Consider the following 21,332-nt stretch of genomic DNA (forward strand, 5'->3'; position numbering starts at 1 on the left):
AAAATAAATATCAACTGTCTAAATTTTAATTCACTTTGTAAGAGATTAGTTATATTAAATTATTGAAAATATTATTTAGTTTATCTATAAAAAATTATCATTTAATTTATTATTTTATCTTTTTATTAAAAATCAATTATTTAAAAATAACAAAAGGTAAACAAAAACCCTAGTTAGACTATTATTTTTTATTTTTATAAAGATAAAAAAAGCATTTACTCCTCTTATATTAAAAAGTAAACAAATCACGATAAATTAGAAAAACTTAATAGATTTTTTATTTTATTCATGATATTTATTAGCGCTGAATAAAAGCAATGACTAAATAATTGTTGTTGAAACAAAATGCTATTCAGGGATGCTTCTTATTCAAACAAGTTACGAATATGTTTTACATGGTATGTATTTTGCTTAGGAAAAGCAGGCGTATTCGACAAACTTTTACTTCGTCACTTCATAAGGATATTTTCGATGTTGACTAAAACTGTTAAATCTTTAGGTTTAGCGATGGGCTTATTGGCCTGCTCTCTCCCACTTTATGCAAAAAACAATGTTGTTGTCGTTGCTACTGGCGGTACCATCGCAGGTGCTGGCGCAAGCTCAGCAAATAGTGCAACGTATACAGCAGCAAAAGTTCCAGTAGATGCTTTAATTAATGCAGTTCCACAAATCAAAGATTTGGCGAATGTCACTGGTATTCAAGCATTACAGGTCGCTTCTGAAAGTATTACTGACAAGGAATTATTACAAATTGCTCGTCAAGTAAATGATCTTGTGAAAAAGCCATCTGTTAATGGTGTCGTGATTACTCACGGTACAGATACTTTAGAAGAAACAGCATTTTTCTTAAATTTGGTTGTTCATACTGATAAACCAATTGTACTTGTTGGTTCAATGCGTCCTTCAACTGCTCTTTCAGCAGACGGACCACTTAACCTTTATAGCGCAGTTGCTTTAGCAGCTTCTGATGAAGCAAAAAATAAAGGCGTTATGGTTCTTATGAACGACTCTATTTTTGCTGCACGTGATGTAACTAAAGGCATTAACATTCATACCAATGCTTTTGTTAGCCAATGGGGCGCTTTAGGTACATTAGTTGAAGGTAAACCATACTGGTTCAGACAATCTGTAAAACGCCATACTAATGCTTCAGAATTTAATATTGAAAATATTAAAGGTGATGCACTTCCAATGGTACAAATCGTTTACGGCTCAGACTCTATGCTTCCAGATGCTTATGAAGCATATGCAAAAGCTGGTGCTAAAGCGATTATTCATGCAGGAACTGGTAATGGTTCTGTTGCGAGCTACATCGTTCCAACTTTACAAAAACTTCATGATAAAGACGGAATTCAAATTATCCGTTCATCACGTGTACCACAAGGTTTTGTTTTACGTGATGCAGAACAGCCTGACTCTAAATATGGTTGGGTAGCAGCTCATGACTTAAACCCTCAAAAATCGCGTCTTCTTGCAGCCTTAGCTCTTACTAAGACTAATGATGCTAAAGAAATTCAACGCATGTTCTGGCAGTACTAAGTTTCTCGACCAGTCCAAATAATTTTGGGCTGGTTCTCTCCTCCTGTCTTAATTGCCTCCTTTAAAATACACACCATCTTTGATCAATCTTTCACTTTAATGTTCTAAACATTTGCCTAAATACTAAAATCCATAACAGTTTGCCAAAATATTAAGCATTTCCTTTGAACTTTGCGTGCTAAACTATGCTGCGGTCGTATTAAGGATTGGTTTATGCAGTTTGTTCATCTCGGTATTTATACAGAATTTTCGATTACAGAGTCGATTGTTCGCATACCCGACTTGGTCAAGGCTGCTGTAAAAGATGAAATGCCAGCTCTGGCAATTACAGATTTATCTAACCTTCACGCTGCGGTAAAGTTTTATAACTCTTGCCTTAAAAAAGGTATTAAACCTATTTTAGGTAGTACCATCCGTCTTAATGATGCTCAGCATCGTGTAACTTTACTTGCAATGAGTAATGTGGGCTGGAAAAGCCTGACCGAAATCGTTTCACGCGGTTTTATTGAAGGTCAACAACTTAGTATTCCGTGTGTACAAAAAGAATGGGTGCTTGAACAGCATCAAGATATTATTGTTTTACTTGGTCAACATAGTGATGTTGGTCAAATGCTTTGTTCATCTAACCCTCAAAAAGCGGCTCCCCTTTTAGAAGCATGGATTGAAAAGTTTGGTAATCGTGTTTATCTTGCTTTAACACGTACTGACCGCCCCGGTGAAGAAGACTTTATTCAAGAAGCGGCCAAACTTGCTGCCCAATATAATGTTGGTGTAGTTGCGCATAATGATGTGCACTTTGTAGAAAAAGAAGATTTTGAGGCACACGAAGCACGTGTTTGTATTGCTGATGGTTATGTATTAGCAGATGATCGTCGTCCGCGCTTATATAGTCCTGAACAGCATTTTAAAACCTCCGACGAAATGATCGAGTTGTTTTCCGATATCCCAAGTGCAATCGAAAACACCTACAACATTGCAAAACGCTGTAATGTTAGCCTACAACTTGGCACCTACTTTTTACCTGATTACCCAATTCCAGATGGCTTTACCATCGACACTTACTTTGAGCATTTATCAAAAGTAGGTTTAGAAGAACGCTTAGATTATCTTTATCCTGTTGAAAAACGTGGCGAAGACTGGCCAGAAATTCGTAAACCCTACGATGAACGAATTGATTATGAAGTTGGAATTATCCTTAAGATGGGATTCCCTGGTTACTTCCTGATCGTCATGGACTTTATTCAGTGGGCTAAAAATAATGGTGTTCCTGTGGGGCCTGGCCGTGGTTCAGGTGCAGGTTCACTGGTTGCATATAGCTTAAAAATTACCGACCTTGACCCACTTCGTTATGACTTGCTCTTCGAACGTTTCTTAAACCCAGAACGTGTATCGATGCCCGACTTTGACGTCGATTTCTGTATCGCAGGTCGTGACCGTGTGATCGACTATGTATCACGTACTTATGGTCGTGAAGCAGTTTCTCAGATTGCAACCTTCGGTACAATGGCTGCAAAAGGTGCGATTCGTGACGTTGCGCGTGTTTTAGGTAAATCTTACGGTTTAGCTGATCGTATTTCAAAAATGGTGCCTACTAAGCCACTTGGTGTAGATTTGGCAACTGCTATTGAGATGGAACCTCAGCTTAAAGATATCGTCACTAACCCATCTAACCCAGATAATGATGATGCCAGTGAAATCTGGGAAATGGCATTAAAACTAGAAGGTATCACTCGAAATACTGGTAAACACGCCGGTGGTGTTGTCATTGCACCCGGTAAGATTACCGATTTCTCGGCTGTACTTTGTGATGAAGACGGAACCAGCCGTGTTGCACAATACGATAAAGACGATGTAGAAGCCGCAGGTCTCGTAAAATTCGACTTCTTGGGTTTACGTAACTTAACTGTTATTGAAGACGCTATTCAAAATATTAATAAAAACCGCGATAGCAATGACCCTCTAAACATATCTCACGTCCCACTCGACGACGCTAAAGCATATTCAGTGTTTGCTGATGCAAATACTACCGCGGTATTCCAGTTTGAATCCGTCGGCATGAAACGGATGCTTAAAGAAGCACGACCAAGTAAATTTGAAGAAATTATTGCCTTCGTATCCTTGTACCGTCCGGGTCCGATGGACCTGATTCCTGACTTTATTCATCGTATGCATGGTGGAGATTTTGAATATCTGCATCCATTGCTTGAAGGTGTATTAGAACCAACTTACGGGATTATGGTTTATCAGGAACAGGTAATGCAAACTGCACAGATTTGTGCGGGTTATACGCTCGGTGGCGCTGACTTACTACGCCGTGCAATGGGTAAAAAGAAACCTGAAGAAATGGTGAAACAGCGCCAGATCTTCCTTGAAGGTGCGGGTCAAAAAGGTATTGATGAAAGCACCGCGAACCATATCTTTGACTATATGGAAAAGTTCGCAGGCTATGGTTTCAACAAATCACACGCAGCAGCATATGCGCTTGTTGCTTACCATACAGCTTGGTTAAAAGCACATTACCCTGCCGAGTTTATGGCAGCAGTTATGTCATCGGAAATGCAAAACACAGACAGTGTTGTATTTTTGATTGATGACTGCCGAAATAACGGACTCGAAGTTCTACCTCCGTCAGTTAACATGTCGACTTATCATTTCCATGCAAGTGACGATAAAACAATTGTATATGGCTTAGGTGCAATTAAGGGTGTTGGCGAGCAAGCCATGCAGTCTGTTATTGACTCACGTCGTCAGCAAGGACCTTATACCGACCTATTCGATTTCTGCCATCGTATTGATTTGAAAAAAATCAATAAACGAACTTTAGAGGCACTTATTCGTGCTGGTGCTCTTGATTGTTTAGGTATTGAACGTTCAAGTTTAATGGCTCAATTGCCTGAAGCTGTACAAGCAGCCGAACAGGCACGTAGTAACCGTGAAAGCGGTATTATGGATTTATTTGGTGAAGTTGAAGAAGTTCAACGTAAACCTGCAAAACCTGTTAAACCATGGAGCGACGAAGTTCGTCTAAAAGGCGAAAAAGATACGCTTGGTTTATATTTAACTGGCCATCCTATTGATGTTTATCGTCAAGAGCTTAAAGCATTTATTCCTGCAAAACTCAATGAAATTACTGCAACTCGTCGTGGTGTAACGACTGTTTATGCAGGCCTCGTTCTAGATGTAGCGAATTTCCCAAACCGTGTAGTGATCGTACTCGATGACGGAACAGCACGTATTGAAGTCAGTTGTAATCATGAGCGTTTCCAACGCTTTAAAGATATTATTCAAGTTGAACGTGTTGTCGTCTTTGAAGGCGAGATTTATGAGCGTGAAGGCTTTGACCGTCCAATGGGACGTTTGAATAAAGCATTTAACTTAAATGAAATCAGACAAAAACGTGCCAATAGCATTCAAATCAAATTAACCAAAGATTTAATGCAACCAAGTTTGGCAAAAGATCTACAAAATATCTTATTGCCTTACTGTAATGTTGATATGCATCAGCATATTGCACTACATTTACAGATTGACCAACCTTATGCTCAGGCTGAACTTCAGCTTGGCCCACAATGGAAAGTCGCTCCTTTAGATGAACTTCTTGCCAAACTGAGAGACTACTTTGGCAAAGATAATATTCATGTTGAATATCAGGTAAAATCTAAGGCAGCTAAAGCAGCAGAACCTGTTCGTCCACAACCTGTTGTTGCCTCACCTTCTGTGGACATGACTATTGATGATGCATTGGATTCATACCAAAGCGAAGTTTCTCAATATTCGTAATTTCTGGAAATCTTATGAGTTTGTCTGACGACACCGCCGTGTCAAAACAATTAGCACAAGTGCGTATTGTAATGGTCAATACCACTTTACCGGCTAATATTGGCAGTGCTTTACGCGCAATGAAAACAATGGGCTTAAGTAAGTTGGTGCTGGTTTCACCAAAGACCTATCCACATCCAGATATTCAGGCGCTTGCTGCGGGTGCACAAGATTTATTAGAACAAGTTGAAATTGTTGAAACTCTCGAAGATGCGATTAAAGATTGTCATTTAGTGTTTGGAACGAGTGCACGTAGCCGTACTATTCCATGGCCTTTGCTTGATGTACGCCCTGCCTCAAAAGAAGCTGTTAAAGCTGCGTCACAAGGACAACAAATTGCTGTTGTGTTTGGCCGTGAAGATCGAGGCTTAACTAATGAAGAATTGGCACTGGCAAATTATCATTTAACGATTCCAGTGAACTCTGACTATGGCGTACTAAATGTTGCTCAAGCTATTCAAGTTGTTTGTTATGAACTTCGCATGTCAGCATTAGAACAAACAGATGGAGTGTCTGCTACTGAACAAATGCCTCTTGCACAAGGTCAAAGCATGCAATGGGATGAGCCTTTAGTCACCCAGCAACAAATGGAAGAGTTCTATCCCCATTTAGAAAAAATGCTCACCGAAATTGAATTTTTAGATCCGGAAAATCCACGTTTATTACCTTTACGCTTGCGTCGTTTATTTGGTCGTATACAATTAGATCGTATGGAATATCATTTACTTCGCGGTATTTTTAGTCGAGTCCAAGCCCTCACTAGTGGCAAATGGAAAAAAGCATCATCGGACAAGGAGGATCAATCCAATGCTTAAACAGCTTAAAGAAGATATACAGGCTGTATTCGCGCGAGATCCTGCTGCACGAAATACGCTTGAAGTACTCACAAATTATCCTGGTATTCATGCATTGATGTTGCACAGACTTGCCCACGAACTCTGGAAAAAAGATTGCAAAGGTACTGCCCGTTTTGTTTCAACATTTAGCCGTTTTGCAACAGGTATCGAGATTCACCCCGGCGCTAAAATTGGCAAACGCTTCTTTATCGATCATGGTATGGGCGTAGTGATTGGTGAAACTGCTGAAATTGGCGATGATGTTACGCTTTATCATGGGGTTACCTTAGGTGGGACCACATGGAAAAAAGGTAAACGTCACCCAACACTAGAAGATGGTGTGGTGGTAGGTGCCGGTGCAAAAATCTTAGGTCCATTTACTGTAGGTAAAGGTGCCAAAGTTGGTTCAAATGCTGTAGTAACAAAAGCTGTGCCGGCCGGTGTAACAGCTGTTGGTAACCCTGCTCGCTATATTTATAAAGATGCCGACAAAACTAAAGATAAAGATGAAGCACGCCGCCGTGATTATGCTCAGAGTATCGGTTTCGCTCCGTATGCAACGACTGCTGATCAATCTGATCCAATTTTAGAAGGAATGCGCGTCTTACTCGACCGTATTCAACACAACGAAACACGTATGAATAATTTGTGCCAACGCTTATCCGAACTTGATCCAACATTCAAAAAAGAAAATCAAGATGAACAGCCTTTTAGTGATGAAGAGCTAAAAATTCTTGAAGAAGTTCGTCGTGAATGTGGGGCACAAACCAAGACATCAAAAACGTAATATTTTTGATTCATAATGTAACATGCTTATCCTTGCATGTCGGTTTAGGTTTTCCTAGACTTAGCTGTACCAAATCTGACTTTACTAAAATGAACGGAAGATCCTATGAATTTAAAGCCATTGGCGTATTTACTCCTTGCAACTTCTAGTTTAACAGCGTGTACAATGGCACCTGTAAAAGAACAAAAAATTGAACCTTTTGTTTTCAAGGAGCCAGAGCTTACTCCTCCATTTTATGCTTTAAACCCATTTAATTATGATGCTCCACCTGCATTTGAAGTTGCTTTAAAAGAAGCAGCAGCACAGCCTGTAACTAAAATGGTCGTAACTCGTCAGGATGATCCAACCAAATCTCTTACACTTGATACCAATAAACTTATTGTACCGACAATTAACAATTCACAACGTTCAATGAAGTATGCAGTTTTAGCTGGTGATAATGAAATTGATGTGACTGAAATTGATGATTTCTTGCAACTCGTTGAAGGTAAGGCTCGTCACTACCCACCTCGCTTTACCGATCGACAAGAACGTAAAGGTTTCGAAAGCAAACTGAAAGAAGTCACTCAACGTCTTGATACACTAGCTGCTAATCCAAACGCTTCATTTGATATTCTTATTCGTGCTTTTAAAGCAAGTGTACTTGCACGTAACCTTGATTTAGGTACTGCACATACGACTAGATCGTTAGAATATGCTCAAAGACTTTTAAAAATTAACCCAGACGATGCAGAAGCGAATTTCTGGTTTGGTTTTGGTTTGTCTGAAGGTGGTGGCCAACGTGAAGCTATTCCTTACTTAGACAAAGCTATTAAAGGTGATGTTCAAGAAGCATATTTAGCTTCTGCAAATAACTATATTGCAATGGAACAAAAGAAAAACGCAATTCAGACGCTTAAAAACTACAAGGTTAAATATCCTGACGAAGCTGAAGTTGCAGACCGTTTGATTCAAGAAATTGAAAAACAAGGTCGTTGGAATGTATGGCAAGTTTTAACTAACCCTGCTATGGCACCTGCTACTCCAAGCACACCAGCGAAAAAATAAACTTAAGTTTGTAGAAAAGGGCTGATTTGACAGCCCTTTTTTTATATTTGATCAATTGAAAAATACTTTAAAATTTGTATGATCAGCATATTACTGAACCATATATTTGACCATAATGTTTGTTAGAAAAAGAAACTCAGCGCTTTTCACGGTCATGCTCCTCGGTTCAATTCTGAGCGGATGTCAGGTCGTAAATGTTAAGCAACAGGCTCTAAACGTTACTATTGCAAATGAGCGTAATAGTATTCTTACCCAAGATAAACTGAGTGAAGCCAGTCTTAATGTTTTATCTATGTCTGGGCAAGAAGCCAAAACTTGTACTGACTCACCTGACTCTTGTATCAATCAGCTTAAGAATCTTCCCCAAATTTTAGACGAACAGCTTTTATCTGCTGCGAGTGAGATGTATCTGGCAAAAGCTATGGCTTTATCAGATTCTTCTGAGTGTAAAATTAGTCGGTTCACTAAACACAAAGCTTCTGATGAACAAAAATCGATTCAGAATAAATATGATGATTGCTTAGACCAACAATTAAGTTTACTTGATAAAAGCATCCGTTATAGCTATGCCTATCTATTTGCAACCAAACGTCAGCCGAATGACCGTATTTTTGATAACAGACAGGTACAGATACGTGACTTTTATAATCAAGCCATTGCAAAAATGGTCAGTATTTATGATTTAAGATACCCTCAAAAAAATGTGGTTGAGCCACAAATTCATATTGGTAAGAGTGTTTATTCAATTGACTTTGAATTTCATAGACAATTAACAGGTCAAAAATTAGAAAAATTAATTTCAAGTTATAACTTAAATTTCTCTGGTTTAAGAACAATTAACCGTCGTGATGGTTTTGGATCTGAATTTGTTGCCGTGTTCCCTAGTTCAGGAAAAGAAGATGTTAATGAATATATTTTAGATCCACTCAACTACAGTTATAAGAACGGTGTGAATCCAAATATTCACCACGCCCGTTATTTAGCTGCCACTATTGTCGCTGAACCTAAAAATGCTAAAACTGTTCAAGACATTATAAATAACCCTGAGTTTGTGATTCGGGTTTATGACCCTTATCGAACCGATAATATTAATGTGGCTGGCAAGCAGTATCCTTTAGCAGCCAATTTTTCGGCACCTTATGGTCTATGGCTAGCTGAAAATAACTTAGGTGTCGCTGCTTATTTAAGTCTGATTGATCGGGATCAGCACTTAACCATGCCACATTTATATATGCTTGAACCTTATAATCCTAATAAGAAAATTATTGTGTTAGTGCATGGTTTGGCAAGTAGCCCGGAAGCATGGATTGCTCTCACCAACGATGTTATGGGTGATACGGTTTTAAGAGATCACTACCAAGTTTGGCAAGTTTTCTATTCGACCAATATGCCAATACTGGAAAGTCGTTTCCAGATTTATGCGTTGCTTAAACAAGCATTTGGTTCGTTAAACCCAAGTGACCCTGCTGCGCACGATGCTGTGCTTGTAGGTCATAGTATGGGCGGTATTATTAGCCGTTTACTGGTTAGCGATGGTGATATTACGCAACCTGCCTTGAAACTGATGACTGTACGACAACAGAACCGCTTCAAGAAACATCCTATGGTGACTGAGCGATTGCAAATGCATTCAATTGGTAACTTTGATCGTGCAATTTTCTTGGCATCGCCTCACAAAGGTACAGATTATGCAGATCGGTGGTTTACTTTAGCTGCCCGAAAAATCATTCGTTTGCCGGGAGCTTTTTTATCAGCCGTGACAACGTCTCTGACTACTGAAAATCTAGATGTTAAAGATTTCTTGAACAATATTGATAATGGTCTGATTCAAAATGGTCCAAGTGACTTAAGTCATCAATCTAAGTTTATGGAGCTTACTGAAAATATTAATCCTCACCAAGGATTAGTCTTTCACTCCATTATGGGCAACATTACCAAGAGTGATGATCCAAACGTCATTACCGATGGGATTGTTCCTTATAAGAGTGCTCATTTAGAAGGTGCCAAGTCTGAGAAAGTGCTTCCGGGTGGTCATTCAATCCAGCTCACACCTCAAGCTGTACTAGAGCTACGACGTATTTTGCGAGAACATTTAGTAGAACACGGACTTTATAAACCATAAAAGAAAAAGAGCCAAAGGATGACCTTTGGCTCTTTCGTTTTAAAGCGAAATGTTATTGTCCAGAGCGAATGATGTAATCAAACGCAGAGAGCGATGCTTTAGCGCCTTCACCTGTGGCAATAATAATTTGCTTGTACGGCACAGTTGTACAGTCGCCCGCAGCAAATACACCTTGTACATTGGTTTCGTTTCGGTCATTGACAATGATCTCACCACGGTTGGTTAACTCAACCTCACTGTCTTTTAAGAAGTCAGTGTTTGGGAGTAATCCAATCTGTACAAAGATCCCTGCAAGCTCTACCACATGCTCTTCATCAGTCGCACGGTCTTTATACTTAAGACCAGTTACTTGTGAGCCATCACCTAATACTTCTGTACTTAGGGCATTCATAATCACAGTCGTGTTTGGCAAGCTATGCAGTTTGTTTTGCAACACTTGGTCAGCACGAAGTTTGGTGTCGAACTCAACCAAAGTGACATGCTCCACAATCCCTGCAAGGTCAATCGCAGCTTCTACACCCGAGTTACCGCCACCAATCACAGCAACACGTTTGCCTTTGAACAATGGACCATCACAGTGTGGGCAGTACGCAACACCACGGGTACGGTATTCTTGTTCACCCGGTACATTCATTTCTCTCCAGCGTGCACCTGTTGAAAGGATCACGGTTTTCGATTCAAGTTTTGCACCGTTTTCAAGTTCTACTTCAACCAAGCCATTAGTAGTCTGGTTTGCACCTGTGATTTTGCTAACACGTTGTAGGTTCATGATATCGACATCGTATTCACGAACATGGGCTTCCATCTCGGCAGCAAACTTAGGACCTTGAGTCTTTTGCACAGAAGTGAAGTTTTCAATGTCCATGGTATCCATGACCTGACCACCAAAGCGTTCAGCCACGATACCTGTGTTAATCCCTTTACGTGCCGCATAAATTGCTGCTGTTGCACCCGCAGGACCACCACCAATGACCAATACATCAAACGCATCTTTGGCATTGAGTGCTGCTGCATCTTTTTCAGCTGAGTTGGTATCAAGTTTCGCTACAATCTCTTCAAGCGTCATACGACCTTGACCAATATGCTCATTGTCCTGAAACACCATTGGTACAGCCATGATTTTGCGTTGTTCCACTTCATCTTGGAAGAATGAACCATCGATCATGGTTGACGTGGTATTCGGATTATAAATGGCAATCAGGTTAAGCGCCTGTACCACATCCGGACAGTTATGACAGCTTAAAGATACAAACACATCAAAGTTGGCTTTGAGGTTTAAGCCTTTAATCTGGTTAAGCACTTCATCAGAAATCTTCGGTGCATAGCCAGACACCTGTAACAGTGCCAAGATCAAAGACGTAAACTCATGACCCATCGGTAAGCCGGCAAAGAACACACGAGGTTGTTCACCTACTTTAGCCACACCAAAGCTTGGACGACGTGTATTGTTACCATCAAAACGCGCAGTGACCTTGTCAGAAAGTTCAGCAATTTCAGATACCAGTTCTTTAATTTGAGCAGCTTTATCTGACTCATCCAAAGCGGCAACCAATTCGATAGGACTTTCTAAACGTTCTAAATAAGCTTTTAATTGAGTTTTAATGTTTTGATCTAACATCTGTTTTTTCTCCAATGCATCCAAATTCTTTCAATAGATGCATAGTACGTTAAAACATTAAATAGGTGAAACAGTATGTTTTTATGAATTTGATCGGTTTTTTAGATTTTATGATGTTTAATTTGAATAAAAAAAACCAACCTGAACTTATCCCAGCGCAGGTTGGTAAACTGATTAAACTAAAGTAAAACGACACCAAATATAGCCCCTGCAATCAGGACATGTAAGGGATGAACCTTTTTAATTAAAGATAATAAAGTTGCAATGACGACCATAATTATAAGTAAAGTATTTATGGCAGCTGCCTCAGAAATAATCCATGCACTGGCGAGTACCGTTCCCACAGTGACAGGTTGTAAAGCAAGCTGTAAAACACGGCGCCATTTTTTGTCTTTGAACTTAGACCACCCCTTCATGACAAACACAGTAATAAGTGACGAAGGTAAAAATTTAGCAGTAGAAGTTACCAGTAGACCTGATAAGCCTGCTACATGCCATCCAACCAATGGTACGATCATCATGTTCGGGCCAGGTGCTGCTTGAGCCATGGCAAACAAAGCACTAAATTCTTGTCCTGTCATCCAGTGATGAATATCAACTACTTGACGTTGCATTTCGGGCAAAATCGTATTCCCACCACCAAATGCAATAAGAGACAACTGAGTAAAAATGATAGCTAAAGTAAGTAGAACGGCACCCATTACACACGTCTCCAAATGATAGTTGAATAAAGTGCCAACAAAATCAGCATGGTTACAAGCAAGGGAATTTTTAGAAAAGCAATACTGACAATTGCTGCTACAACGACACACATCGCTATTGGGTTTCGCAATAAAGGCTTAAGCATTTTCAAACCTGTTGCAACCAGTAAACCTGCCGCTGCTGCTCCCAACCCTTCAAAAAGATGCTTCACCATGAGGTTGTCTTGGAACTGCTCATAGACATAATGTAAAAGTACAACAATGACGGTAGGCGCAAAGATTAGGCCAATTAAAGAACTTACTGCTCCACGAGCACCGCGGAACTCCATACCAATCGCAACGGATAAATTGATGATATTGCCGCCCGGTAAAAATTGACACAGACCAAGTAACTCAGTGAATTTTTCGGGACTTAGCCACTGCCTTTGCTCTACAATAACTTTACGGGCCAAAGGCAATACACCACCAAATCCAATTAAACCTAATGTTAAAAAACCTAAAAATAACTCAGTGCAGGTCGGTACGGTTTCCTTCTGCATAGCAATCTCAACATGGTTCATTTTCGTTACTTTTCACTTTATCTGACCAAGATAGAATGATACTTTTATGACATATCTACAAATGCTTTTATTTTCACTAACCATACCTTAAAGGTATTTCTATGCTAGATTTACATAAGCTTCATGCCTTTGTGGTGGTTGTCGAAGAAAGAAATATTACCCATGCGGCAAACCGATTATTTATTCAACAGCCACCTTTAACACGTTTACTCAAAAAACTTGAAGAAGAACTCGGCGCCCAATTACTGGTTCGTCAACCACGTGGAATTGAACCTACTGAGGCCGGATTAGCCTTATTTAAAGAGGCACAACTTTTATTAGAACACGCGAGACATATTTCCCAATTAGTCCAAGATGTTAGTCAAGGTAAAACTGGACAGCTCAATATTGGTTTTACAAGCTCAGCAGGCTTACATCCCCTGATTTCATTAGTATTACGTTCTTATCGGGAAATATATCCAGCTGTACAAACCAAACTTGAAGAAGCAGGCAGTCAAAAGCAACTGGATTGGCTCATTTCAGAGAAATTAGATATCGCTTTTCTAAGAGCACCGATTAGCCGTGATATTGGATTAAAACATCTTCATATATTAGATGAACCTATGGTTGTGGCATTACCTATAGACCATCCACTTACGCAAAAAGAGAAAATTAGTTTAAGCGACTTGTCAGAGGAAAATTTTGTTTTATACCGCCGTTCTTCTGGGCAAGGTTTATATGACAACATTTTATATAGCTGCTATCAGGCAGGTTTTAGTCCGCGTATTGTTCAGGAAGCACCTCGACCAACTGCAACATTAAATTTAGTTGCTGCTGGAATTGGTATCACTATTGTGCCAGCCTCAATGCATAACTTTTGGGAACATGGAATTGTGTATCGTGAGTTTGATGATTCCATAAAACTGAATGCGCCTATTTACTTGATTACACGAGAAAATGAAAACTCTGCCAAAGTTTCAAACTTTATTGAACTCATGCAAAAACTTTTGCCTACAATAACTTAATCAGAAAAAAACAGACCATAAAAAAGTGCCTCTATAACGGCACTTTTTATGGGCATTTTTAAAACATTATTTAAATAAACTTTTCTATATTTTTAAGAGTAATACTTTTTCTTTAACCACAGCGAAACCGAAACCAATGAAATAAGCACAGGTACTTCAACCAATGGGCCAATTACTGTGGTAAATGCAACGGGTGATGCCAAACCAAAAGTTGCGATGGCAACCGCTAGAGCTAACTCAAAGTTGTTTCCTGCTGCTGTAAAGGAAATGGCAGTTGTACGTGGGTAGTTATTCCCCATCCGTTTACTCATAAAGAAGCTAATAAAGAACATTACGATAAAGTAAATCGTCAGTGGAATCGCAATACGTAATACATCTAAAGGTAAGCTCACCACATCGCCACCTTTTAAGCTAAACATGGCGACAATGGTAAAGAGTAAGGCGATTAGACTTAATGGGCTAATTTTTGGCAAAAACTTGGCTTGATACCAATCCAACCCTTTTGATTTAACAAAAACTAAACGTGTTAAAAACCCCATTAAAAATGGTATGCCCAAGTAAACCAATACAGCATGGGTAATGGTCCAGAAATTGACATCAATCACTTGTCCTGCCACACCAAAATAAGGCGGCAAAAAGGTCAAGAAAACCCAAGCATAGGTGCTAAAGAATAAAATCTGGAAAATACTGTTAAAGGCAACTAAAGCTGCAACATATTGGTTATCCCCACACGCTAAGCCATTCCAGACCAAAACCATTGCAATACAACGTGCCAAGCCTATCAAAATAAGGCCCGTCATGTATTCTGGATAACTATGCAGAAAAATAATGGCAAGGATAAACATTAAAACTGGAGCAATAATCCAGTTTTGTAATAAAGACAAAGCGAGTGTTTTCTTATCTTTAAATATTTCTGGCAAAGCCGCATAGTCCACTTTTGCCAGCGGCGGATACATCATTAAAATTAAGCCAATTGCAATTGGAATATTAACGTTATCTACACTTAACTCATTTAAAGATACTGATGCTTGAGGAAAGAAAACTCCAATAGCTAAGCCTAAAGCCATTGCTATAAAAATCCATAGCGTCAGGTTCCGATCTAAAAAGGAAAGCCCTTGTTTGGTCATGTTCTACTCGTAGAAAGAATTGATTAATTTTGCTCAATACACACAGATGACTAATGTACTTATGCTAAGAAAATCCGAATTTTTAAGACAGAAATCTAGGAAAATTAATCACAGCACGTTGTAGTCGTGAACGGCTGATCTTGTTGTTTTTTTCTGGTGTCGCTTTCTTCATTTTCTATCGCCTTTAAAATATCTAAAGCCCATAGAGGCAAATCAGGGTTTAAGCTGTAATAGACCCACTGTCCTTTTCTTTCATCCAGTAATACGCCATGAGTTCTTAATAAGGCTAAATGTCTGGAAATTTTCGGTTGGCTCAACTCAAGCTGCTCGGTTAGCTCACAAACACAAATGTTTTGTTTGCTTAGAACTAACTTAAGAATGTTTAACCGAGTTTGGTCAGATAAACATTTAAAGAAATCGACTTGGTTGATCATATCTTCAACAGAATATATTCGTTATTGCAAATATACGGATATCCATATATAAATGCAATATCTTAATTTGATAATAAATTTATCATGACTGAGCTAGTGAAAATCTACCATAACCCTGCTTGCGGAACTTCACGCAATACATTGGCACTTATTCGTCATGTTGGACTTGAGCCTATGGTTATCGAATATTTAAAAACACCACCAAGCAAAGATGAGCTGACCCAACTTATTCAGGATTCAAAATTATCTGTACGTGAAGCAATCCGTAAAAATGTTGATCCATACAAAGATTTAGAATTAGAACAAGCCCATTGGACCGATGAACAGTTAATTGATTTTATGGTGCAATATCCAATTTTAATTAATCGCCCATTTGTGGTTACACCAAAAGGCACACGACTTTGCCGCCCTTCTGAGGTTGTGCTCGACATTTTAGATTCAAAAAACTTAGGCTATTTTGCAAAAGAAGATAGCGAAGTGATTATTGATGAGCAAGGCCGCCGTTTAAAGTAATTGAAGATACTTAATTAATATAAAAAGCTAAATGGCATGAGACCATTTAGCTTTTTTGAGTAAAACGGGTTAAAAATAGGACTTAATAAAAGGAAGAAGTTGCTCTCCTATTACCATGCCTAATAACCCGACTAATGCAACAAGAGGTGGAGCTGGTGACTTAACATTTAAAACATAATATAAGACACCAACAAGCAACCCTACAGCCAAAGATAACAAGTACATCTTCATCGTACATACCTTAGGGAATCAAACCATTTAAAGAAGCAAGTTCCCATACTGTTTTATTTAAAATGCAAAACACGAACACCCGAGTGCGCCCCAGAAAGACTTTTTATCCTTGTCATTTACAGGAACATCTAGCATCCAAGCGTGACTATGTCCATGCATGCCACAACTGCTGGTACAAGCGCACAATGCACTTTGTGACTGTAATGATTGATTAGATGGCGCGTTACGGTTTTCTGATAAACGCCATTGCCCACCAAAACGTTTTACGGGCGACCATGTTGGAGATGCTGGCGGTAACGGCGGATCGTCTTGCTTAAACTCTGCCCCTGCATAGACCACTTTACCGCCTAAAACAGTAAGTACAGACTCAATCCACTGGATATCTTCTGCTTCAACTTTAAAGTAGTCATCGGACAATACAACCAAGTCGGCAAGTTCGCCTGCTGTGAGTGAACCTTTGACATCTTTTTCACCCGAAAACCAAGCCGAACCTTTAGTCCAGAGTTTGAGTGCTGTTTGACGGTCTAATAGATTTTTTTCATCGTATAAAGGCAAACCACCAACTGTTTTACCAGTACTTAGCCAATATAAACAAACCCAAGGGTTGTATGATGCAACACGAGTCGCATCTGTTCCCGCACCAACAGGAACACCAAGCTCTAACATTTTCTTGACGGGTGGCGTTGCCTGAGCAGCCTCGGCACCATAACGTTTTACGAAAATCTCACCTTGATATGCCATACGGTGTTGAATAGCAATACCACCGCCTAACGCACCAATACGTTCGATATTACGCTCAGATACAGTTTCGGCATGGTCAATAATAAATCTAGTTGCAAATGGCTGTTTAGCATTGACGCGCTCAAACACATTGAGTAAGCGATTAATACTTTCATCATAGGTTGCATGAATACGAAATGGCCATTTCTTTTCCGCTAAGTGCTCGACAATGGCTTCGAGTTCGCCTTCCATTTTTTCTGGCAAATCTGGGCGTGGCTCGTAGAAATCTTCAAAGTCACCTGCCGACCACGTCAGGTTCTCACCTGCTCCATTCATTCTGAATAGCTCATCACCATCGCCCGGAAATGTCATTTCTGTCCAGCGGCGATAATCATCAAGCTCTTGACCAGCCTTTTGAGCAAATAGGTTATAAGCGATTCGCACTGTCATTTGATTTTGATCGTGTAATTGCTTAATCACATCATAATCTTCAGGATAGTTTTGACCGCCACCGCCCGCGTCGATTGCAGAAGTAATGCCTAGTCGGTTCAATTCACGCATGAAATGACGAGTTGAATTAACTTGATCTTCAACGGGTAATTTCGGTGCTTTACCTAAAGTCGAATATAAAATCATAGCGGATGGCGTTGCGAGCAACAGACCTGTTGGCTTACCCTTTTCATCCCGTACAATTTTGCCTCCGGGCGGGTCAGGTGTGTCTTTGTTAAAGCCCAATACATCAAGTGCAGCTCGGTTGAGCATGGCACTAGCATATAAATGTAAAACGAATACAGGAGTATCTGGCGCAGCTTTATTAATTTCTTCTAAGGTTGGTAAACGCTTTTCGGCAAACTGGAATTCAGTCCAACCACCGACTACACGCACCCATTGTGGCACGGGAGTATTATCAGCTTGCTCTTTAAGTAAGCGTAGCGCATCTGCTACAGAAGGCACTCCTTCCCAGCGCAGCTCCATATTATAATTTAGGCCGCCACGAATAATATGTAGATGACTGTCATTTAAACCCGGTATAACACGTCGACCATTTAAATCTACAACTTTGGTCTTTGGTGTTGCGAGCTTCATGATCTCATCATTTGTGCCTGTGCGTACGACTTTACCTTCTGCTATGGCAATTGCTTGTACTTCTGGATGCTCGGGATCTAGTGTAGTGATTTTACCGTTTTTAAGTATGAGGGTTATTTCGGTCATTCTGAACTCCATTCTTGTGAATTATCGTTCTAAAAAATAAAGGTATAGCAACATATATATTTCATTATTCTTTTTGATTTTACACGACGGAGTTTGACCGTTTTACATCCAATAAGAGTAGTTAATTCTGTTACTTTTCTTTCGGGAAAAGTAACCAAAACCTGAGCTGCCATTAAGGCAGCGCAAGATCTGCAAAACTCGCTCAATTACAATCTTTTCAGATTTTGTCCTGCCTCGAACAGTTGCAGATGGCTTTTCCACTTATCAAATATAGTCAAAAATCGAATAAATCAACTTAAATATCGAAATACCCTTAACTCAACTATTTCTTATTTTGCAGGAAGTGGTGCAAGTACTTCGTGTTTTGATGTTGTACGCTCAGGTGCCTTATGTACCATCGTATAAGCATAGTCCACACCCATGCCATAAGCACCAGAATGCTCACGTACAATTGCCATGACTGCATCATACGTATCACGGTTTGCCCAATCACGTTGCCATTCAAGTAATACTTGTTGCCAAGTTACAGGAATAACCCCTGCTTGGATCATACGCTGCATAGAGTAATCATGTGCTTCTTTTGAGGTACCACCTGAGGCATCTGCAACCATATAAATTTCATAATCACCTTCAAGCATGGCACCAAAAGCAAAGGTGTTATTGCACACTTCCGTCCATAAACCTGAAACAATCACTTTTTTACGATTATTTTTTGCAAGCGAATCACGTACTTTTTGGTCATCCCATGAATTCATCGAGGTACGTTCTAATAGTGGCGTATCTGGAAATACATCTAAAAGTTCTGGATAGGTATGACCAGAAAAGCTTTCTGTCTCAACTGTCGTAATCGTGACAGGAATATTGAATGTTTTAGCAGCTTTCGCCAAACCCACAGTATTATTTTTTAATACCTGACGATCGATTGACTGTACCCCAAAAGCCATTTGTGGCTGATGATCAATAAAAATAACCTGACAATTCGTTGGTGATAGTTGTTCTAAAAGTGATTTATTCATGGGGGAACTCCATTATTCCTTTATAAATAGGCTAATTAAAATTGCCTTGTGGTTATTATCAAAACAGATAAAAATGTAAAAACATAGACAACAAATTAACGCGAATCTGTATTCTAGATAGATACAATAAAAACAATGATTGCTTTTTAATTTTTATAGTTTAATCATGAATATATATTTTTTAAGTTTCTTTTATACATGGACCGATTAGATTGTATTTCAACGTTTGTAAGTGTCGTAGAACATGGCAATTTTAGTAGTGCTGCCCGTGCGCTTGATATTTCTCGTGATTTAGTAGCAAAACGAGTGTGTTATCTTGAAAATGATTTAAAAACAACATTATTAAATAGAACAACCAGACAAATGAATCTTACAACGTGTGGTGAAAAATTTTATCAGCATTGCAAGGTTATATTGAGTGAGTTTGAATGGGCAACCTATGAGATTAGTTATAATCAGCAATACCCAGAAGGTGAACTCAAATTAAATACGCCTATGTCATTTAGTAATATTTTTCTTCAAAATATTATTTCTGATTTTATTGGGAAATATCCAAATATTAAAATTGATTTGTTTATGACAGATCAATTATTAGATATGAATCAACACAAGTTTGATCTGACCATACGTTTAGATGGGTCTGCACCTAGCTTAGCAAATAGTAAAATTTTAAATACCTATCAACGTTACTTATATGCGACACCCAAATATTTCCAAAAAGAAGGTTTTCCAACTACTTTAGATGAACTCAAAGATCATAAATTTTTAGTGTATTACCAAGATAACCGACACAAGAAATTGATTTTTCAGAAAGATCAAAAAGAAGTGTCTTTTAACTGTTTCCCTGTAATGACCTGTAATAATGGCGAATTATTATTAGATATGTGCCTAAAAGATCACGGTATTGTCTTTCTTCCCGAGTTTATTGCAGAACCTTATTTCAAAGAAGGTAAATTACAGAAATGTTTAGAGGACTATACGAGTCAGCCCCTCTATTTATATATAACATGGCCAAATCGTAAAATTCTCTCAAAGAAGGTCAAACTATTTGTTGAATTTTTGGCTAAACACATAGCATCGATTGCATAACTTTATAGGCTGATCTCAAAAGAGTTCAGCCTATTTTTTTCAATTATCTCAAGCCGAGATATTTTTATTCTGAAATAGACTTAATAAATTCTGCTCTGGACCATTCGTACTTCGCTCTTCGATTAATGTCGTAGCATAGTGTTCTAAGTGTGCTTCCATAAGTGAAGTTGCAAGTTCTTCATTGCCCTGCTCAATCGCATTTAAAATGGCACGATGCTCATTTGCAGAGCAATTATTATGTTTCGGGATTTCATATAGCCCAATTAATAATGAAGTTCTCGCAATAAGTGTCTGCAAATAACTGTTCATAATACTGTTCTGATTTGCCGCGATAAGCTTTAAATGAAACTCTCCAGAGAGTTTAATCCAGTCGGCCCAATTTCCCGCTAAACGCTCATGAGACTCTTGATCTACTAAGGTTCGAAGCTCACTAAAATTTAGACTTTGAGATTTCTGTGCGAGTTTTTTTACAGTGGCGATTTCAAGCATGCTGCGAGCTTCAAAAATTTCTTTAGTCTCTTCCACACTATGTTTATAAACAAAAGCACCTTTGTTGGGTTGAATTTCAATCACTTTATCATGTGCAAGTTTCACAAAGACTCTGCGAAGCACTCCTCGAGTAACTCCAAATGCCTGACATAAGGGAGCTTCAATCAAACGGGTTCCCGGTGTGAGCTGTCGATTTAAAATAGCATCCACAATTGCATTATAAATATGCGTATCAATTTCATCATTGCTCAATTCTAGGGCTTTTTGTGGTACACCCGATGTCATTAATTTCTCCGTTATTCTTTCAATTAAGTAAATATCTCGTATTGATATGCATGAACAATTAGACTTTTACAAGCAGGTTTTCAAAAAATTTAGCTGTTATTGCTAGATAACTTCACTATTTATCTTGCAGAAATTTTCTAGTTACAAGCAGACTAAACTCATCAATTTACTCTATTTATATTT

Annotated in this window: 18 protein-coding genes; 9 read left to right on the forward strand and 9 right to left on the reverse strand. The window is 38.9% G+C overall.

The genetic code is table 11. The annotated features are described in order from the left end of the window. The first annotated feature begins 471 nt into the window (after positions 1-471). The 6 genes from ABLB96_RS13130 (at position 472) to ABLB96_RS13155 (ending at position 10,150) form a co-directional block, all read left to right on the forward strand. Positions 472-1,539: a type II asparaginase gene (locus ABLB96_RS13130; RefSeq protein ID WP_309455599.1), complete on the forward strand. Its 1,068-nt coding sequence runs from the start codon at positions 472-474 to the stop codon at positions 1,537-1,539. A gap of 213 nt (positions 1,540-1,752) precedes the next feature. Further along, complete coding sequence (gene dnaE, locus ABLB96_RS13135) at positions 1,753-5,319, forward strand: DNA polymerase III subunit alpha (RefSeq protein WP_348896996.1); 3,567 nt, start codon at positions 1,753-1,755, stop codon at positions 5,317-5,319. A gap of 14 nt (positions 5,320-5,333) precedes the next feature. Then, positions 5,334-6,173: an RNA methyltransferase gene (locus tag ABLB96_RS13140; RefSeq protein ID WP_348896997.1), complete on the forward strand. Its 840-nt coding sequence runs from the start codon at positions 5,334-5,336 to the stop codon at positions 6,171-6,173. Next, the gene (gene cysE, locus ABLB96_RS13145; protein WP_348896998.1) at positions 6,166-6,981 is read left to right on the forward strand and encodes a serine O-acetyltransferase; all 816 of its coding nucleotides are present in this window, start codon (positions 6,166-6,168) and stop codon (positions 6,979-6,981) included. The genes ABLB96_RS13140 and cysE overlap by 8 nt, the downstream gene beginning before the upstream one ends. 105 nt (positions 6,982-7,086) lie before the next feature. Further along, entirely contained in the window at positions 7,087-8,028 is a 942-nt protein-coding gene (locus tag ABLB96_RS13150; protein ID WP_348896999.1) for an ABUW_2363 family tetratricopeptide repeat lipoprotein, read from the forward strand. Positions 8,029-8,143: 115 nt separating this feature from the next. Further along, positions 8,144-10,150 (forward strand): alpha/beta fold hydrolase, encoded by a 2,007-nt coding sequence (locus tag ABLB96_RS13155; RefSeq protein ID WP_348897000.1) that lies wholly within the window; start codon positions 8,144-8,146, stop codon positions 10,148-10,150. Between the two features lie 52 nt (positions 10,151-10,202). Here the strand turns inward: ABLB96_RS13155 and ahpF are convergent, their stop codons facing one another. The 3 genes from ahpF to ABLB96_RS13170 all read right to left on the reverse strand — a co-directional run bounded on the left by ahpF (position 10,203) and on the right by ABLB96_RS13170 (position 13,029). Beyond that, a complete protein-coding gene (gene ahpF, locus ABLB96_RS13160; protein WP_348897001.1) occupies positions 10,203-11,768 on the reverse strand; it encodes an alkyl hydroperoxide reductase subunit F in 1,566 nt (521 codons plus the stop codon). 179 nt (positions 11,769-11,947) lie between these two features. After that, on the reverse strand, positions 11,948-12,469 hold the full coding sequence (locus ABLB96_RS13165; RefSeq protein ID WP_348897002.1) for a chromate transporter: 522 nt from the start codon (positions 12,467-12,469) through the stop codon (positions 11,948-11,950). Next, a complete protein-coding gene (locus ABLB96_RS13170; protein ID WP_348897003.1) occupies positions 12,469-13,029 on the reverse strand; it encodes a chromate transporter in 561 nt (186 codons plus the stop codon). The genes ABLB96_RS13165 and ABLB96_RS13170 overlap by 1 nt, the downstream gene beginning before the upstream one ends. A gap of 101 nt (positions 13,030-13,130) precedes the next feature. On the opposite strand from ABLB96_RS13170, the gene ABLB96_RS13175 reads away from it, so the two are divergent. Continuing rightward, complete coding sequence (locus ABLB96_RS13175; RefSeq protein ID WP_348897004.1) at positions 13,131-14,033, forward strand: LysR family transcriptional regulator; 903 nt, start codon at positions 13,131-13,133, stop codon at positions 14,031-14,033. A gap of 92 nt (positions 14,034-14,125) precedes the next feature. Here the strand turns inward: ABLB96_RS13175 and arsB are convergent, their stop codons facing one another. Both arsB and ABLB96_RS13185 read right to left on the reverse strand, forming a co-directional pair. Beyond that, positions 14,126-15,160, reverse strand: a complete 1,035-nt coding sequence (gene arsB / locus ABLB96_RS13180; RefSeq protein WP_348897005.1) for an ACR3 family arsenite efflux transporter — start codon at positions 15,158-15,160, stop codon at positions 14,126-14,128. Positions 15,161-15,264: 104 nt separating this feature from the next. Beyond that, positions 15,265-15,594 (reverse strand): metalloregulator ArsR/SmtB family transcription factor, encoded by a 330-nt coding sequence (locus tag ABLB96_RS13185; protein ID WP_348897006.1) that lies wholly within the window; start codon positions 15,592-15,594, stop codon positions 15,265-15,267. An 84-nt stretch (positions 15,595-15,678) separates the two neighbouring features. Here ABLB96_RS13185 and arsC point away from each other — a divergent pair, with 84 nt between their 5' ends. Then, complete coding sequence (arsC, locus tag ABLB96_RS13190; RefSeq protein WP_348897007.1) at positions 15,679-16,107, forward strand: arsenate reductase (glutaredoxin); 429 nt, start codon at positions 15,679-15,681, stop codon at positions 16,105-16,107. A gap of 69 nt (positions 16,108-16,176) precedes the next feature. On the opposite strand, the gene ABLB96_RS13195 is transcribed toward arsC, so the two are convergent. The 3 genes from ABLB96_RS13195 to ABLB96_RS13205 all read right to left on the reverse strand — a co-directional run bounded on the left by ABLB96_RS13195 (position 16,177) and on the right by ABLB96_RS13205 (position 19,286). Further along, entirely contained in the window at positions 16,177-16,338 is a 162-nt protein-coding gene (locus ABLB96_RS13195; protein WP_000784879.1) for a DUF1427 family protein, read from the reverse strand. Positions 16,339-16,395: 57 nt separating this feature from the next. Beyond that, the gene (locus ABLB96_RS13200; RefSeq protein WP_348897008.1) at positions 16,396-18,270 is read right to left on the reverse strand and encodes an amidohydrolase; all 1,875 of its coding nucleotides are present in this window, start codon (positions 18,268-18,270) and stop codon (positions 16,396-16,398) included. 329 nt (positions 18,271-18,599) lie between these two features. Then, positions 18,600-19,286 carry a hydrolase gene (locus ABLB96_RS13205; protein ID WP_348897009.1) on the reverse strand — a complete coding sequence of 229 codons (687 nt, stop codon included), beginning with the start codon at positions 19,284-19,286 and terminating at the stop codon, positions 18,600-18,602. Between the two features lie 198 nt (positions 19,287-19,484). Here ABLB96_RS13205 and ABLB96_RS13210 point away from each other — a divergent pair, with 198 nt between their 5' ends. Beyond that, complete coding sequence (locus ABLB96_RS13210; protein ID WP_348897010.1) at positions 19,485-20,375, forward strand: LysR family transcriptional regulator; 891 nt, start codon at positions 19,485-19,487, stop codon at positions 20,373-20,375. Positions 20,376-20,423: 48 nt separating this feature from the next. Here ABLB96_RS13210 and ABLB96_RS13215 read toward each other — a convergent pair whose 3' ends face one another. Continuing rightward, a complete protein-coding gene (locus ABLB96_RS13215) occupies positions 20,424-21,149 on the reverse strand; it encodes a GntR family transcriptional regulator (protein WP_348897011.1) in 726 nt (241 codons plus the stop codon). Positions 21,150-21,332: the final 183 nt, after the last annotated feature.

The organism is Acinetobacter sp. XH1741 (assembly GCF_041021895.1).
In the GTDB taxonomy this organism is placed as follows: Bacteria; Pseudomonadota; Gammaproteobacteria; order Pseudomonadales; family Moraxellaceae; genus Acinetobacter.

What these genes read in the sequence shown, in the direction of transcription:
- ABLB96_RS13130 (WP_309455599.1), top strand. Translation starts at nt 472, where the DNA reads ATGTTGACTAAAACTGTTAAATCTTTAGGTTTAGCGATGGGCTTATTG.
- dnaE (WP_348896996.1), top strand. Translation starts at nt 1,753, where the DNA reads ATGCAGTTTGTTCATCTCGGTATTTATACAGAATTTTCGATTACAGAG.
- ABLB96_RS13140 (WP_348896997.1), top strand. Translation starts at nt 5,334, where the DNA reads ATGAGTTTGTCTGACGACACCGCCGTGTCAAAACAATTAGCACAAGTG.
- cysE (WP_348896998.1), top strand. Translation starts at nt 6,166, where the DNA reads ATGCTTAAACAGCTTAAAGAAGATATACAGGCTGTATTCGCGCGAGAT.
- ABLB96_RS13150 (WP_348896999.1), top strand. Translation starts at nt 7,087, where the DNA reads ATGAATTTAAAGCCATTGGCGTATTTACTCCTTGCAACTTCTAGTTTA.
- ABLB96_RS13155 (WP_348897000.1), top strand. Translation starts at nt 8,144, where the DNA reads ATGTTTGTTAGAAAAAGAAACTCAGCGCTTTTCACGGTCATGCTCCTC.
- ahpF (WP_348897001.1), bottom strand. Translation starts at nt 11,768, where the DNA reads ATGTTAGATCAAAACATTAAAACTCAATTAAAAGCTTATTTAGAACGT.
- ABLB96_RS13165 (WP_348897002.1), bottom strand. Translation starts at nt 12,469, where the DNA reads ATGGGTGCCGTTCTACTTACTTTAGCTATCATTTTTACTCAGTTGTCT.
- ABLB96_RS13170 (WP_348897003.1), bottom strand. Translation starts at nt 13,029, where the DNA reads ATGAACCATGTTGAGATTGCTATGCAGAAGGAAACCGTACCGACCTGC.
- ABLB96_RS13175 (WP_348897004.1), top strand. Translation starts at nt 13,131, where the DNA reads ATGCTAGATTTACATAAGCTTCATGCCTTTGTGGTGGTTGTCGAAGAA.
- arsB (WP_348897005.1), bottom strand. Translation starts at nt 15,160, where the DNA reads ATGACCAAACAAGGGCTTTCCTTTTTAGATCGGAACCTGACGCTATGG.
- ABLB96_RS13185 (WP_348897006.1), bottom strand. Translation starts at nt 15,594, where the DNA reads ATGATCAACCAAGTCGATTTCTTTAAATGTTTATCTGACCAAACTCGG.
- arsC (WP_348897007.1), top strand. Translation starts at nt 15,679, where the DNA reads ATGACTGAGCTAGTGAAAATCTACCATAACCCTGCTTGCGGAACTTCA.
- ABLB96_RS13195 (WP_000784879.1), bottom strand. Translation starts at nt 16,338, where the DNA reads ATGAAGATGTACTTGTTATCTTTGGCTGTAGGGTTGCTTGTTGGTGTC.
- ABLB96_RS13200 (WP_348897008.1), bottom strand. Translation starts at nt 18,270, where the DNA reads ATGACCGAAATAACCCTCATACTTAAAAACGGTAAAATCACTACACTA.
- ABLB96_RS13205 (WP_348897009.1), bottom strand. Translation starts at nt 19,286, where the DNA reads ATGAATAAATCACTTTTAGAACAACTATCACCAACGAATTGTCAGGTT.
- ABLB96_RS13210 (WP_348897010.1), top strand. Translation starts at nt 19,485, where the DNA reads ATGGACCGATTAGATTGTATTTCAACGTTTGTAAGTGTCGTAGAACAT.
- ABLB96_RS13215 (WP_348897011.1), bottom strand. Translation starts at nt 21,149, where the DNA reads ATGACATCGGGTGTACCACAAAAAGCCCTAGAATTGAGCAATGATGAA.